Here is a 13954-nt window from a genome sequence, read left to right as displayed (position 1 = left end):
CGCATGAAGACGGTATTTCAATCTCCGGTCGACCCGGAATTCGTGCAGAACCCCTACCCCTTCTATGATCTGGCCCGCGCGTGCGGTGATCTGGTCTATTGGGAGGACTATGGGAAAATTGCGGCTGTATCACACCGGGCGGTCTCGGCGCTTTTGAAAGACCGCCGCTTTGGTCGGGAAGTACCCGAAGAAATGCGAACCCCAGGTCCGGCGCATCTTGCCCCTTGGCTGGCGGTCGAGGCGCATTCGTTGCTGGAAGCCGAACCGCCAAGACACACACGTTTGCGCGCATTGGTGATGCGGGCATTCACGTCGCGCGCCATATCGGCGCTGGAACCTTCGATTCACGACCTAACCCATTCTTTGATTGACGCATTTCCCGACCAACCGTTCGATTTGCTCTCTACCTTTTGCACCCAAGTTCCGGTCATCACGATCTGCCGCCTTCTGGGCGTGCCCGAGGATATGTCACCCAGCCTACTCCGCTGGTCACATGATATGGTGGCGATGTATCAAGCCAGCCGTACGCCCGAGACTGAGACCACTGCCGCAGCCTCATCCCAAGCATTCACCGACTTTCTGATCGACTACATCGAGCAGCGCCGCAGCGATCCGCAGGACGATCTGATCACACGGTTGATCGTGGCCGAAGAAGATGGCAAAAAGCTCTCACGCGAAGAGCTGGTCGCCACCTGCATCCTGCTTTTGAATGCCGGGCACGAAGCGACCGTGCATTCACTTGGAAACGGCGTGAAGACCGTTTTGCAAAATGGCATCGGACCGCAATACTTTGCGCCGGGCACCATCGACCGCACGGTAGAAGAGGTTTTACGTTATGACCCGCCGCTGCACATGTTCACCCGCTATGCTTATGAAGACATCGACGCATTTGGGCACAGTTTCAAACGTGGCGATGAGGTCGCGTTACTATTGGGCGCTGCGAACCGGGATCCTGCCGTCTGGAGCGACCCGGACAGGTTTGATCCCACCCGCGCCATCGTCACGAACACCAGTTTCGGTGGCGGCCTGCACTTTTGCGTTGGCGCCCCTCTGGCACGGATGGAAATGCGCATCGCACTGTCCACGCTGTTCGACAGTTATCCGAACCTGCGCCTAAGCGCCGAGCCCGAGTTTTCGAACACGTACCATTTCCACGGGCTGACCAAACTGATGGTGCAGACCTAGCTTTCGATCAGCGCTTTCAGAGGCAACATGGTGGTGGACTTGATCTCTTCCATCGACAGCAAGGCGGTCACGTTGTGCACGCGCACTTCTGAAATCAGCGCCTGATAGAATTCATCATAGGCACGCGCGTTCTTGACCCGCACCTTCAGGATATAGTCGATGTCCCCGGCCAGCCGATGCGCTTCTTGCACTTCGGGCCTGTCGCGCAGGGCCTTGAGGAACTTGTGCTGCCAGTCAGCCTCGTGCTCTGAGGTGCGGATCAGAACAAAAAACGTAGCTTCAAATCCCAGCGCTTCGGCGTCCAGCAAAACGGTCTGCTGCCCGATCACACCGGCCCCTTTCAGCTTGCGTATCCGATTCCAAACCGGCGTCTTGGAACTGCCGACACGAGCGGCTATTTCGTCCAGCGATTGACTGGCGTCCCGCTGCAGCTCGACCAGAATTTTCCGATCCGTATCATCAATCCGCACCGACATTCCAAATTTCCCTTCGTTTCGAAACCAATGTCCCGTTTTGCCGTTGGCGTGGAACATTTGTCCTTATTTGTTCGCCTATATGGCGTATTGGCGGGAATATTTCCTATATTGCAACACAAGTCAAACCACACTCGGGACACGAAATGCAGCTTACGCAATCATATGATGGCACAGGACATGTCGACTTTGTCGGCGCGGGTCCGGGCGATCCGGAATTGCTGACGCTCAAGGCACTGAACGCCTTCGAGCGCGCGGATGTTGTTCTGCATGACCGTCTGATCAGTGATGAGGTCCTGGCCTTGGCCGGCAAGACCGCCCAACTGGTCGATGTCGGCAAGGCCGGTTTCGGCCCATCGTGGAAACAGGAAGACATTGACGCCCTGCTGGTTGAGCACGCCTTGAAAGGTCAGCGCGTCGTGCGCCTGAAGTCCGGCGACCCGACCGTATTTGGCCGTCTGGATGAAGAGATCGAGGCGGTTGAGGCTGCTGGTATCTCGTGGCGGATTGTTCCGGGCATCACCGCCGCTTCGGCGGCAGTTGCCGGAATCGGTCAAAGCCTGACACGGCGTGGGCGCAATTCTTCGGTCCGATTTCTGACCGGCCACGACATGAAAGGGTTTGCGGATCACGACTGGACTGCCTTGGCACGCGCCGGTTCGGTTGCCGCGATTTACATGGGCAAAAAGTCCGCTCGTTTCATTCAGGGTCGCCTGATTATGCACGGTGCAGATCGCCAGACGCCGGTGACGTTGATCGAAAACGCTACACGCCCCGATCAGCGCATTCTGGAAACAACGCTGGACCAGTTGCCCACCGATTTGAACGCCGCCGAAATGGATGGCCCTACCCTGACCTTTTTTGGCCTCGCCCCGCGCCAAGCGACCGCGGCCCTGACCGAATTTAAGAAGGAGCACGCCTGATGGCCCGCGCTTTTACCCCCAAAGTAGTGACCGCCAACGACCTGTTGGAAGGTGACGTTATTTATCTGACTGAAGACGACCAGTGGTCTCGGGAGTTGTCCGAGGCCGAGCTGATCACCGATGAAGCGCACGCGCAGGTGCGTCTTCTGGATGCCTCGCGCCAGGCCAACAAGATTGTCGGGGCGTATCTGGCCGACGCTATTGCCGGCGAAGATGGCCCCGAGCCCACCCATTTCCGGGAAGACTTCCGCCGCACTGGTCCGTCCAACTATGCCCACGGCAAACAGGAATCCTCCCCGCAGCCCCGGGCCTGACCTCTGGCCCTTCTCTCTCCCCTTCTCAAGGCCCCAAGGTTCGGGGCTGCAACTAAGGACAGCTAATCATGTATCGCTACTCCGAGTTCGACACAGCATTTTTGGCAGAACGTAACGCGCAGTTCCGCGCGCAGGTCGAGCGCCGTATTGACGGCTCGTTGACCGAAGATGAATTCAAACCGCTGCGCCTGATGAACGGCCTGTATCTGCAGCTGCACGCCTATATGCTGCGGGTTGCCATTCCATATGGAACGCTCTCCAGCGCTCAGATGCGTCAGCTAGCCCTCCTGGCCCAGAAGTGGGACAAAGGTTATGGCCACTTCACGACCCGTCAGAACATCCAGTACAATTGGCCCAAGCTGAACGACGTGCCCGATATGCTGGACGCGCTGGCCGAGGTTGGCATGCACGCCATTCAGACCTCGGGCAATACCATCCGCAACGTGACTGCCGACCATTTCGCCGGTGCCGCAGCGGATGAGGTCGCTGACCCGCGCCCCTATGCCGAATTGCTGCGCCAGTGGTCGACCGACCACCCGGAATTCCAGTTCATGCCGCGTAAGTTCAAGATCGCCATCACCGGCTCGGAAAACGACCGTGCCGTGATCAAGGCGCATGACATCGGCCTGCAACTGGTCGAACGTGATGGCGTTCTGGGCGCTCGTGTTATCGTGGGTGGCGGTCTGGGCCGTACGCCGATGATCGGTAAAGAACTGTCCGAATTCGTCGCCTTCGACGATCTGCTGGCCTATCTGGAAGCCACTGTTTCCGTGTGGAACCAGATCGGCCGCCGCGACAACAAGTACAAAGCTCGCATCAAGATCACCGTGCATGAGCATGGCATCGACGCGATCCGCGCCAAGGTTAACGAACGCTTCCTGAAAGTTCGCCCGCAGTTCAAGGGCGCAGACATGAACCTGTTGGAAGAGATCAAGGGCCACTTTGCCCCGCCAACCTTCCGTGAAGCCTCGGTTGCGTCGTTCGAAAGTGCCTACACCAACGATCCGGTCTTCCGCTCTTGGGTCGATACCAACATCGCGCCGCACAAGAACGCGGACCACGCGATCGTCACGATCTCGATCAAAAAGCACGGCCAGACACCGGGTGATGCGACTGCTGAGCAGATGCGCGTGATGGCCGATCTGGCCGAAGAGTTCGCTTATGACGAGCTACGTATCAGCCACGAGCAGAACGTGATCCTGCCGCATGTCCACAAGTCGGACCTGCCCGCGATCCACGCTCGTCTGAAAGAGCATGAGTTGGCCACCGCCAATATCGGCCTGATCAGCGACATCATCGCCTGCCCCGGCATGGATTACTGCGCGCTGGCGACAGCCCGTTCGATCCCGGTAGCACAGGAAATCGCGACCCGTTTCGATGATCTGAAGCTTGAGCATGATATCGGTCACCTGAAGATCAAGATCTCGGGCTGCATCAACGCATGTGGTCACCACCACGTGGGGCACATCGGCATCCTGGGTCTGGATCGCGCAGGCGTCGAGAACTACCAGATCACTCTGGGTGGTGACGCGACCGAAACAGCCGCCGTTGGCGACCGCACCGGTCCGGGCTTTGCCTATGATGAGATCGTGCCAGCCGTTGAGCGCATCGTGGACACTTATCTGGAACAGCGTGAGAGCGCCGAAGAAACCTTCCTGGAAACCTATCGCCGCGTAGGCATGGCACCGTTTAAAGCGGCGCTTTACCCCGAGGCACAGGCCAATGCCGCTTGACCTGATCCAGACGGAACTGGGGGCCGACCGCGCTGAGCTGACCGAAAAGGTCGAAGAGCTGAACACCCAGTTCCGCCACCACAGTGCCCATGACGTCATGCATGGTGCGTTGGAGGCAATCGAAGAGCTTGCTTTGGTCTCCAGCTTTGGGGCGGAATCGGTAGTTTTGTTGCACATGGCAGCCGTGGTCGACAAAGCCACGCCGGTCCTGTTTGTGGACACGCAGATGCTGTTCACCGAAACGCTGGAATATCAGCAGGACGTTTCAGATCGGCTTGGCCTGAAGAACGTTCACATCATCCGCGCAGATGATGAGGATGTTCAGCGCGAAGACCCATACGGCGCCTTGCGCCTGAGCGACACGGATGCCTGCTGCAACCTGCGCAAAACCTTCCCACTGCAGCGTGCTTTGGCGGGGTATGACGGCTGGATCTCAGGTCGGAAGCGGTTCCAGTCTGGCACACGCGCCGCGCTTGACTTTTTTGAGGTCGAAGACGGCACCGGTCGGATCAAGGTAAACCCGCTGGCCCATTGGGCGCCCGAAGACGTGCGCGCCTATATGGATGAAAACAACCTGCCCCGGCATCCGCTGGTGGCCAAAGGTTACCCCTCGATCGGTTGTGCGCCCTGCACCTCGCCGGTCAAAGAAGGCGAAGACCCCCGCGCCGGACGCTGGCGCGATCAGAACAAAGAAGAATGCGGCATCCATTTTGTCGACGGCAAGATGGTGCGCGCTGGAGAGAAAACATGAACGTAATCGTAACGGATGAGGGGTTCGCCCCCGACGACTGGACAGATGGCTTTGTCACGCTTGAAGACGCGGCCAATGATGTGGTTGCGCTGGACGTGGCTTCGGACACTGACCCCGATGAGCTTGTCGACCGCCTGGGCAGCGCCCGGATGGTCCGTGTGGACTTCCCGTCTTCGGCGGATGGTCGTGGCTTTACCATCGCCCGCGTGTTGCGCCTGAAAGGCTACACCGGTCGTCTGCGGGCCAGAGGCCATGTTCTGGCCGACCAATACGCCATGGCGCGCCGCAGCGGGTTCGATGAAGTCGAAATCGACGACGCACTGGCCAATCGCCAGCCCGAAGATCAGTGGCTGGCCCGCGCCGATTGGAAAGACCACAACTATCAGGCCCGCCTGCGCGGCTAAGATCGCCAATCGCCAGCTTGTGAATTCAAAGGGGGCATTTAGCCCCTTTTCCTGACTTGGATCAAAGATTAAACGGAGATGTCGGTTTACCCAGCCGATAGTGAAACGATGACAGAGATGAAACCCGTGACCGAAGTAACCGCCGTCAAGGCCCCCGTCCTTCCGGACGCACAGACCGTAACAGACGTCAAACATTGGACCGACAGCCTGTTCTCCTTCAAGGTGTCGCGTCCCGCCTCGCTGCGGTTCCGTTCGGGCGAGTTCGTTATGATCGGCCTGCTGGGCGACAACGGCAAGCCTTTGCTGCGCGCGTATTCCATCGCCTCGCCTTCGTGGGACGAAGAGTTGGAGTTCTACTCGATCAAGGTCCAGGACGGTCCGCTGACCTCGAAGCTGCAGCACATCAAACCGGGCGATCAGATCATCCTGCGCCCCAAGCCTGTTGGCACGCTGGTGCATGACGCTCTGCTGCCCGGCAAGCGCCTGTGGTTCTTTGCCACCGGAACCGGTTTTGCGCCCTTCGCGTCCTTGCTGCGCGAACCGCAGACCTATGAGGATTACGACGAGGTCATCATCACCCATACCTGCCGCGAAGTGGGTGAATTGGAATATGGCCGTCAGCTGATCGAAAGCATCCGCCAGGATGAGATGCTGGCCGAGCTGATGGGCGAAGGCTTTGCCGACAAAATCCGCTATTATCCAACCACCACACGGGAAGAGAGCCCCAAGATGGGCCGCATCACCGAATTGCTGAAAGACGGCACGGTTTTTGCTGATCTGGGCATCGAAGGCGGCATCAAACCGGAAACCGACCGTGCGATGGTCTGCGGGTCTTTGGCCTTCAACTTGGACATCAAAAAGATTCTGGAAGAGTTCGACCTGCGCGAAGGTGCCAATTCCGAACCCAAAGAATTTGTCATCGAAAAAGCCTTTGTTGGTTAACCCGATGCACCGGATCCGGAGCATTTGGCCCCGGACTGGCGAAAAACCTCTGACAAACCCCGATTTTTCGGGCTGGCCTGTACTTATGCCGCTTGAATCGGCGTGCAGGCCAGTCTAAATTCCGGCCTTGAATTTCTGCAATCATCAAAGGAATGAACCCATAGCCCGCAGACCTCACAACGCGCCGCCGCAAAGAGACACCGGCCCCCGCGTCAATGATAAGATCCGTGCCCCCGAAATCCGTCTGATTGGCGCTGAAGGTGAAAATGTCGGGGTGGTTCATCCCGCCAAAGCCATGCAGATGGCAGTTGATGCCGGTCTTGATCTGGTCGAAATTTCGCCCAACGCAAACCCGCCGGTCTGCAAGATCATGGACTTTGGTAAGTTCAAATACGAGACGCAAAAACGCGAAGCCGAAGCCCGCAAAAAACAGAAGATCATTGAGATCAAAGAGGTCAAATTCCGACCCAACACTGACACTCATGATTACGACGTGAAAATGCGGAACGTGTTCAAGTTTCTTGAAAACGGGGACAAGGTCAAAGTGACCCTGCGTTTCCGCGGCCGTGAAATGGCTCACCAAAATCTGGGTCGTGAGCTTTTGGAACGTGTTGCGGCCGACACCAAAGACATCGGCAAGGTTGAAAACATGCCGAAGATGGAAGGCCGTCAGATGATCATGCTGATCGGTCCACTGCCACAGAAATAAGCCCCTGTGCATATCGAATTCGAAACCCTGTCAGATCCGCTCTGGCAGGGTTTTTTTGTTGGTTCTATGGTACAGGCCACGCGGCGCTTCAGCCGGGGATCGAGATCGAGATCGCCCGGCCAAGTTTGCCCACAAGCTCGTCTATCTGCGAGTCTTCTATGATGAACGGCGGAGCCAGCAGGACGTGATCCCCAACCCGCCCATCCCGCGTACCGGCCATGGGGTAGCAGATCAGCCCCCCGGCCAAGGCGGCTTTCTTGATTTTGCCCGCAACGCCGTGAGCCGGATCAAACGGCGTTTTTGTTTCGCGGTCAGCCACCAACTCCAGCCCTCGAAACAGCCCCCTGCCGCGGATATCACCGATATTCGGATGCTGTCCGAATTCAGCCTGCAACGCCTCTTGCAGCTTGTCGCCCATGACGCCTGCGCGCGCGGGCAACGCGCGCTTGGTCAGTTCGGTGACAACAGCCAGGGCCGCTGCTGTCGCAACCGGGTGACCAATATAGGTGTGACCATGCTGAAAGAACCCGGACCCGTCGCGGATTGCATCATAGATTTTCCCGGTGCACATCATCGCACCAATCGGTTGGTATCCAGCACCCAACCCTTTGGCGATGCACAGAATGTCCGGCGAAATCCCATCATGATCGCAGGCAAACAAATGCCCGGTCCGACCCATGCCACACATGACTTCATCAAGAATCAACAAAACGCCATATTGGTCACATATCTGGCGAATACGCTGAAAATACCCCTCAACGGCAGGAACCGCACCCAGCGTTGCCCCCACAACGGGTTCTGCCATGAACGCCATAACCGATTCAGGACCCAAGCGCAGGATCTCGGCCTCCAACTCATTTGCGACGCGCTGGCCGTAGTCAAAACTGCTCTCAGTATCCGGCTTTTCAGCGTATTCGAAACAGGGCGCGATATGTGTCATCTCGATCAACATCGGCGCAAATTGCGCGCGTCGCCATTCGTTACCTCCAGCCGACAACGCGCCCAAAGTGTTCCCGTGATAGCTCTGCCGCCGCGCGATCACCCGGCGACGCTCGGGCTGGCCAATTTCAAGAAAGTACTGCCGCGCGAGTTTCATCGCCGCCTCGGTCGCCTCGGATCCGCCTGAGACGAAATACACGCGGTCCAAATCACCAAGCGCGTGCTCCACCAACAGATCAGCCAGCGCCTCTGCAGGTTCGGATGTCATGAAACCGGTATGTGCAAAAGCGATCTGTTCGACCTGCCGCTGCACGGCCTCGATAACCGCCGGGTTCGAATGCCCGAGGCACGACACCGCAGCGTCACCACAATCCAGATAGCGTTGCCCCTGATCGTCGATCAGGTAACACCCGTCGCCCCCAACGGCGACCGGCAGGTTCGATTTGGTATGACGAGGAAAAACGTGGCTCATTGCTGAGGTCCTTTCAAAACCGCGACCAGCGCCGAAACCGACGCTGCGTTGTTCGCCCAGGCACTTCCGTCCTGGTCGGTCAAACTATTTTCAAATCCAACCCGCACATCCCCGCCACGGTCCGCAGCCGTTTTTAGGCAAGCATGTTCCTGTTTTCCGAATGCACAGACCATCCAACTGGAGTGGGTTTGCGGAAAGTGATCAAGGTCTTCCGGTGCAGATTCCTGCCCCGAGGTGTAACGCCCCAGAACCAACAGCCGATCAGTTTGCCCGTCGCGGACGATCCCGCGGGCCTGCCAGTCTGCCAGAAGCACAGCATCTGCATCGTCATAGAGAATATGTTGAACGCGCGTTCCCTGTTCGGCACACAGACCGTAAACATTTTCCGCGAGGTCCGGCGCGCGCGCGATTTCCCGGACCGAGATCGAAGCCCATTTTGGCTTTACGTGCTGCAAACAGTGCAATTGGGCCGCGACATCAAAAACACCTGCTGCCTCAGTTGTGATCTGAATGTCCATCTCAGGCACGGCACGACGCAACTCGGACATCGTCTCAAGATAACGCCCGGCATCCAGAGAATGCTGCCCCTGATCATCGCGCACATGCAGGTGAATCCCATCTGCACCGGCCCGAAAACAGCTTTGTGCAGTCGATATGATCTCCTGCACCGACACCGGAAGCTGAACGTGATCCGCATGCCCCCTCCGGGCACCGTTCGGCGCTACCAGAACATAGGGCGTATGCGATTGCGGCAGTGTTTTGGACATAAGAGCAACCTTTTGAACTTTTAACTCAGTTAAAGGCCCTACGCGCGTTTTCAATTTACATCTTTCATAACATTTGTTTTCTTTCGCGGATGACCAAGTCTTTGAGCCAGCTTACCGAAGCTCTGCGACAGCAGATTGACCACTTGCCTCCCGGATTGCAGATGGCGGCAAAATACATCCTCGACCATCCCGGAGATTTCGGGCTGGACTCAATTCGAGAAACCGCAGCAAAGATCGGCGTCAGCTCAAACGTTCTGGTCCGGCTGGCGGATCGGATGGGATATGACCGCTTCGACGGCCTGCGCGCTCCGTTCCGCGATGCGTTGGTCACAGATGGTGAGGATCATCTGAGTCAAAGTTGGCTTGCCGACATGCAAGACGGTGATTCATTCAGCGCTGCCCAGGCAAAATTCGCCCAGAATGCGCAAAACGTCGTTATGCGATCCCTGCGGTTAATGAACCCTGAACGCGTCAAGCGCGCCGTTGAAATTATGACGTCTGCTGACAGGTGCTTTGTCACCGCCACCCGGGCCAGCTACGCCTTGTCTTACTATTTTTCATATGCGGGACGCATGGCACACCCCGGTCTGCAACTTATTCCGCGCCACATGGGGTCCGCGGCAGATGATCTGTTGGACGCAAGCCCCAACGATTGCCTGATTGCAATCACCTTCCATCCCTATTCCGCCGACACCATCCAATCAATGCGATTGGCGCGACGCATGAATGTACCGCTCATCCTGATTGCCGACAGCGAAGTGATCGCACCCGGGATCGAGCCGGACGTGGTTTTCCCCGTCAGCACGCGATCTCTGCACCACTTCTCAAACTATGCTGGGGCCATGGTGGTTCTGGAATGCCTACTGGGTCACCTATTTCAAGCAGGCGGAGACGTCGCGCGCGATCGCGTGGACAATTACCAAAAGTCCCGAGAAGACACAGGCGCATACTGGCAACCATCCCAGCCGCCCAAAATAAGACGGACATAAAAAAAGCCCCGGCCATAAGGACCGGGGCTTTTTTGACAGTTTTAAGCTTACATGCAGGCTTCAATGGCCCGCTTGGTCATGACACTGACCAGATGCGCGCGGTACGCCTTGCTGCCGTGCAAATCGGCAATCATATTCGCGGGATTGATGCTCAGCCCGGTCAAGGCATCCTGCCGAAACTCCTTGTTCAGGGCTTCTTCTGCCTCGGACCAGCGGAACACACCATCCTCACTGGCCCCTGTCACCGCAACGCGAACACCGTCGGCGAAACGTGCCAGATACACTCCGACCAGCGCAAAGCGCGATGCGGGTTGCAGGAATTTCTGATAGCTGGCCGCTTGTGGCACCGGGAAATTGACCGTGGTGATGATCTCACCTTCCTCCAGGGCTGTACTGAACAAACCCTCGAAGAAATCATCGGCCGCGATTTGGCGCGTATTGGTGATGATCGTCGCACCAGATCCCAAAGCGCCCGCCGGATAGCACGCTGCCGGATCATTGTTGGCCAGTGAGCCACCGATTGTTCCTCGATTGCGCACCGCCGGATCGCCGATCTGCCCAGCCAGTGCGGCCAGCGCTGGATAGCTGCCGGCGGCCTCTGACGCCACCGTTGCGTGGGTTGTTGCGCCACCAATGGCCACCGACCCGTCATCCTCGATACAGACCCCCTGCATGTCGGGAATCCCACCCAGCGACACCAGCGTAGACGGCGCTGCCAATCGCTGTTTCAGCGTCGGGATCAGCGTCTGGCCCCCCCCCAACGCCTGTGCATCCTCGCCTCCCAACGCCGAAACGGCGTCAGCAACGGTCGATGGCTTTTCAAACTCGAAATTGTACATTTCGCTTTCCTTTCCGAAAGGCGCGGATCCGCCCTTCATCTGGCTAAAAATATCCCGAGGGTCTGGGGGCAGAGCCCCCAGGCCACCCGACCAATCAGCTGTTCATCGCCGCCCAGACACGTGACGGGCTCACCGGCATATCGATGTGTTCGACCGCCTTGCCGCCCGAGTTCAGCGCATCCAACACCGCATTGACCACCGCCGGCGGCGAGCCAATTGCACCGGCTTCACCGCAGCCCTTCACACCCAAGGGGTTATGCGTGCAGGGTGTCTGGCTGGAATGATCGACACCATAGAAAGGCACGTCATCCGCGCGCGGCATCGCATAATCCATGAAAGACGCGCTCAGCAACTGACCGTTTTCGTCATAGGCACAATTCTCCAGCAAAGCCTGACCTATGCCCTGACCAATGCCGCCATGAACCTGACCGTCGACGATCATAGGATTGACGATGTTGCCAAAGTCATCTGCGGCATTGAAAGCCTCGACGGTCACCTGACCGGTCTCTGGGTCAACCTCGACCTCGCACGCATATGCACCGGCCGGGTAAGTGAAGTTGGCCGGGTCGTAAAACGCGGTCTCCTCCAACCCGGGTTCGACTTCCAACGGGTAGTTGTGTGGTACATAAGCCGTCAGGGTTACATCACCCCAGGCCACCGACTTGTCGGTACCCGCGACGCTAAACTGACCGTCTTTCAGTTCAATATCCGCCTCGGACGCTTCCAGCAGGTGGGCGGCGATCTTCTTGGCCTTATCGATTACCTTCTCGGTCGCCTTGACCATGGCCGAACCACAAACGGCCAGCGAACGCGAGCCATAGGTCCCCATGCCAAACGGGATCTTTGAGGTGTCGCCATGCACGATCTCGACCATCGATTCGTCGATACCGATCATGTCGGCCACAACCTGCGGGAAGGCTGTCTCATGCCCCTGCCCGTGGCTATGTGCGCCCACCATGACGCTGATCGAACCCGTGGCGTTCACCCGAACAGTTGCGGCATCATAAAGACCCGCGCGGGCCCCCAACATGCCGACGATGTTCGAAGGCGCGATACCGCAGGCCTCGATATAGCAATTGATGCCCAGACCACGCAGCTTGCCGTTGGCTTCGCTTTCGGCCCGACGCGCGGCGAAACCCGCCAGATCGGCAGCGACCTCAAGCTTGTCCATCGTCCCGTTGTAATCCCCGGTGTCATAGGTCAGTGCGACCGGAGTGTCATAGGGGAACTGAGTGATAAAGTTCTGACGGCGCAGGGCAATCGGATCAACACCCAACTCGCGTGCAGCTTTATCCACGACACGTTCCAGCTGATAAGTCGCCTCGGGACGGCCAGCGCCACGATAGGCGTCCACCGGAACCGTGTTGGTGAACATCGCCTTCACATTCACCTGAATGACCGGTGTCTTGTAGTTACCTGCCATCAAGGTACCGTGTAGCCAGGTCGGAACCGAGCTGGAGAAGGTCGACAGATAAGCTCCCAAGTTGGCATAGGTGTTGGTGCGCAGGCCGATGAAGTTGTTGTCTGCATCCAGCGCCAGTTCGATCTTGCTGACATGGTCGCGGCCATGGGCATCGGACATGAACGCCTCGGACCTGCTTGAGGTCCACTTGACCGGGCGATTACAGGCCTTGGCGGCAAAGGTGCAGAACGCTTCTTCCGCATAGTGGAAGATCTTTGTACCAAATCCACCACCAACATCCGGGGCCACCACGCGCACTTTATGTTCGGGCAGGCCCAGAACAAATGCACACATCAGCAGACGGATCACATGCGGGTTTTGCGACGTGGTGAAGAGCGTGTATTCGTCCGTACCACGCTTGTACTCACCCACCGCCACACGCGGTTCCATCGGGTTTGCGACTAGGCGGTTGTTCACCAGATCCAGCGTCGTCACGTGGGCTGCGTTGGCAAAGACCTCATCGACCTTGGCGTCGTCCGTCTCACCCAGTTGCCAGTCATAGCATATGTTGTTCTTCAGATCGTCATGAACCAGCGTCGACCCATCCTGAGCAGCAGATTTCATGTTCATGACAGCCGGCAGTTCTTCGATATCCAAATCGACCGCCTCGGCCGCATCACGGGCCTGTTCGAGACTGTCGGCTACAACGGCCGCAATCGGGTCGCCCACATGGCGCACCTTGCCTTGTGCCAAAATGGGGTGCGGCGGCTCCTGCATAGGTGCGCCGTGCTTGTCGGTCACTTCCCAACCGCAGGGCATCCCGCCCACGCCTTCAAAATCCTTGCCGGTGAAAACCTTGACCACGCCCGGCATGCTTTCAGCTGCAGAGGTGTCGATGTTTTTGATCCGTCCATGCGCGATGTCGGACCGTAGGAAATGTACATAGGCCTGGCCATGTACGTTGATGTCGTCGGTGTAATTGCCCGCTCCGGTCAGAAAGCGTACGTCTTCGCGCCGCTTGGAACTGGCTCCGATGCCACTGTCTTTGGGCATTGCTTGTTCTCCTCCCATAAACGGATGCTGTGCATCCTATGTCTTCCCACGGGCGCTTC

Annotated in this window: 14 protein-coding genes; 9 read left to right on the top strand and 5 right to left on the bottom strand. The window is 57.9% G+C overall.

All coding sequences use genetic code 11. The features are described 5' to 3' along the window. Positions 1–3 precede the first annotated feature (3 nt). Positions 4–1185, top strand: a complete 1182-nt coding sequence (locus AC2FIB_RS02625) for a cytochrome P450 (protein WP_496733126.1) — start codon at positions 4–6, stop codon at positions 1183–1185. Here the strand turns inward: AC2FIB_RS02625 and AC2FIB_RS02620 are convergent. Next, a complete protein-coding gene (locus AC2FIB_RS02620) occupies positions 1182–1661 on the bottom strand; it encodes an Lrp/AsnC family transcriptional regulator (protein WP_058271489.1) in 480 nt (159 codons plus the stop codon). The two genes, AC2FIB_RS02625 and AC2FIB_RS02620, sit on opposite strands and share 4 nt — an antisense overlap. A gap of 143 nt (positions 1662–1804) precedes the next feature. Between AC2FIB_RS02620 and cobA the strand changes: the two genes are divergently transcribed. The 7 genes from cobA (at position 1805) to infC (ending at position 7434) form a co-directional block, all read left to right on the top strand. After that, complete coding sequence (gene cobA / locus AC2FIB_RS02615) at positions 1805–2581, top strand: uroporphyrinogen-III C-methyltransferase (protein WP_282168399.1); 777 nt, start codon at positions 1805–1807, stop codon at positions 2579–2581. Then, a complete protein-coding gene (locus AC2FIB_RS02610) occupies positions 2581–2895 on the top strand; it encodes a DUF2849 domain-containing protein (RefSeq protein ID WP_496733125.1) in 315 nt (104 codons plus the stop codon). Before cobA ends, AC2FIB_RS02610 begins: the two co-directional genes overlap by 1 nt. A 68-nt stretch (positions 2896–2963) precedes the next feature. Further along, entirely contained in the window at positions 2964–4628 is a 1665-nt protein-coding gene (locus AC2FIB_RS02605; RefSeq protein WP_496733124.1) for a nitrite/sulfite reductase, read from the top strand. Next, entirely contained in the window at positions 4618–5379 is a 762-nt protein-coding gene (locus AC2FIB_RS02600; RefSeq protein WP_282118555.1) for a phosphoadenylyl-sulfate reductase, read from the top strand. The genes AC2FIB_RS02605 and AC2FIB_RS02600 overlap by 11 nt, the downstream gene beginning before the upstream one ends. After that, positions 5376–5783 carry a DUF934 domain-containing protein gene (locus AC2FIB_RS02595; RefSeq protein ID WP_170557552.1) on the top strand — a complete coding sequence of 136 codons (408 nt, stop codon included), beginning with the start codon at positions 5376–5378 and terminating at the stop codon, positions 5781–5783. The genes AC2FIB_RS02600 and AC2FIB_RS02595 overlap by 4 nt, the downstream gene beginning before the upstream one ends. Before the next feature lie 108 nt (positions 5784–5891). Continuing rightward, positions 5892–6725: a ferredoxin--NADP reductase gene (locus AC2FIB_RS02590; RefSeq protein WP_058271890.1), complete on the top strand. Its 834-nt coding sequence runs from the start codon at positions 5892–5894 to the stop codon at positions 6723–6725. Positions 6726–6852: 127 nt separating this feature from the next. Further along, entirely contained in the window at positions 6853–7434 is a 582-nt protein-coding gene (gene infC / locus AC2FIB_RS02585) for a translation initiation factor IF-3 (protein ID WP_496722603.1), read from the top strand. Positions 7435–7522: 88 nt separating this feature from the next. On the opposite strand, the gene AC2FIB_RS02580 is transcribed toward infC, so the two are convergent. Together AC2FIB_RS02580 and AC2FIB_RS02575 are read right to left on the bottom strand one after the other, a co-directional pair. After that, on the bottom strand, positions 7523–8845 hold the full coding sequence (locus AC2FIB_RS02580; protein ID WP_496841704.1) for an aspartate aminotransferase family protein: 1323 nt from the start codon (positions 8843–8845) through the stop codon (positions 7523–7525). Then, positions 8842–9612: a beta-keto acid cleavage family enzyme gene (locus AC2FIB_RS02575; RefSeq protein ID WP_496733122.1), complete on the bottom strand. Its 771-nt coding sequence runs from the start codon at positions 9610–9612 to the stop codon at positions 8842–8844. Before AC2FIB_RS02575 ends, AC2FIB_RS02580 begins: the two co-directional genes overlap by 4 nt. Before the next feature lie 101 nt (positions 9613–9713). Between AC2FIB_RS02575 and AC2FIB_RS02570 the strand changes: the two genes are divergently transcribed. Then, on the top strand, positions 9714–10601 hold the full coding sequence (locus AC2FIB_RS02570; RefSeq protein ID WP_496841703.1) for a MurR/RpiR family transcriptional regulator: 888 nt from the start codon (positions 9714–9716) through the stop codon (positions 10599–10601). Positions 10602–10648: 47 nt separating this feature from the next. Here the strand turns inward: AC2FIB_RS02570 and AC2FIB_RS02565 are convergent, their stop codons facing one another. Together AC2FIB_RS02565 and AC2FIB_RS02560 are read right to left on the bottom strand one after the other, a co-directional pair. Further along, on the bottom strand, positions 10649–11440 hold the full coding sequence (locus AC2FIB_RS02565; protein ID WP_282168405.1) for an FAD binding domain-containing protein: 792 nt from the start codon (positions 11438–11440) through the stop codon (positions 10649–10651). Positions 11441–11534: 94 nt separating this feature from the next. Next, positions 11535–13895: a xanthine dehydrogenase family protein molybdopterin-binding subunit gene (locus AC2FIB_RS02560; RefSeq protein WP_496841702.1), complete on the bottom strand. Its 2361-nt coding sequence runs from the start codon at positions 13893–13895 to the stop codon at positions 11535–11537. Between the last annotated feature and the right edge of the window lie 59 nt (positions 13896–13954).

The organism is Ruegeria sp. YTSA072 (genome assembly GCF_059610285.1).
This window is presented reverse-complemented; position numbering and strand designations above follow the sequence as displayed.

Bases quoted from the DNA above. Each gene is read 5' to 3' on its own strand.
- AC2FIB_RS02600 (WP_282118555.1), top strand. From the start codon at position 4,618: ATGCCGCTTGACCTGATCCAGACGGAACTGGGGGCCGACCGCGCTGAG.
- AC2FIB_RS02575 (WP_496733122.1), bottom strand. From the start codon at position 9,612: ATGTCCAAAACACTGCCGCAATCGCATACGCCCTATGTTCTGGTAGCG.
- AC2FIB_RS02605 (WP_496733124.1), top strand. From the start codon at position 2,964: ATGTATCGCTACTCCGAGTTCGACACAGCATTTTTGGCAGAACGTAAC.
- AC2FIB_RS02590 (WP_058271890.1), top strand. From the start codon at position 5,892: ATGACAGAGATGAAACCCGTGACCGAAGTAACCGCCGTCAAGGCCCCC.
- AC2FIB_RS02610 (WP_496733125.1), top strand. From the start codon at position 2,581: ATGGCCCGCGCTTTTACCCCCAAAGTAGTGACCGCCAACGACCTGTTG.
- AC2FIB_RS02595 (WP_170557552.1), top strand. From the start codon at position 5,376: ATGAACGTAATCGTAACGGATGAGGGGTTCGCCCCCGACGACTGGACA.
- AC2FIB_RS02565 (WP_282168405.1), bottom strand. From the start codon at position 11,440: ATGTACAATTTCGAGTTTGAAAAGCCATCGACCGTTGCTGACGCCGTT.
- AC2FIB_RS02580 (WP_496841704.1), bottom strand. From the start codon at position 8,845: ATGAGCCACGTTTTTCCTCGTCATACCAAATCGAACCTGCCGGTCGCC.
- cobA (WP_282168399.1), top strand. From the start codon at position 1,805: ATGCAGCTTACGCAATCATATGATGGCACAGGACATGTCGACTTTGTC.
- AC2FIB_RS02560 (WP_496841702.1), bottom strand. From the start codon at position 13,895: ATGCCCAAAGACAGTGGCATCGGAGCCAGTTCCAAGCGGCGCGAAGAC.
- AC2FIB_RS02620 (WP_058271489.1), bottom strand. From the start codon at position 1,661: ATGTCGGTGCGGATTGATGATACGGATCGGAAAATTCTGGTCGAGCTG.
- AC2FIB_RS02625 (WP_496733126.1), top strand. From the start codon at position 4: ATGAAGACGGTATTTCAATCTCCGGTCGACCCGGAATTCGTGCAGAAC.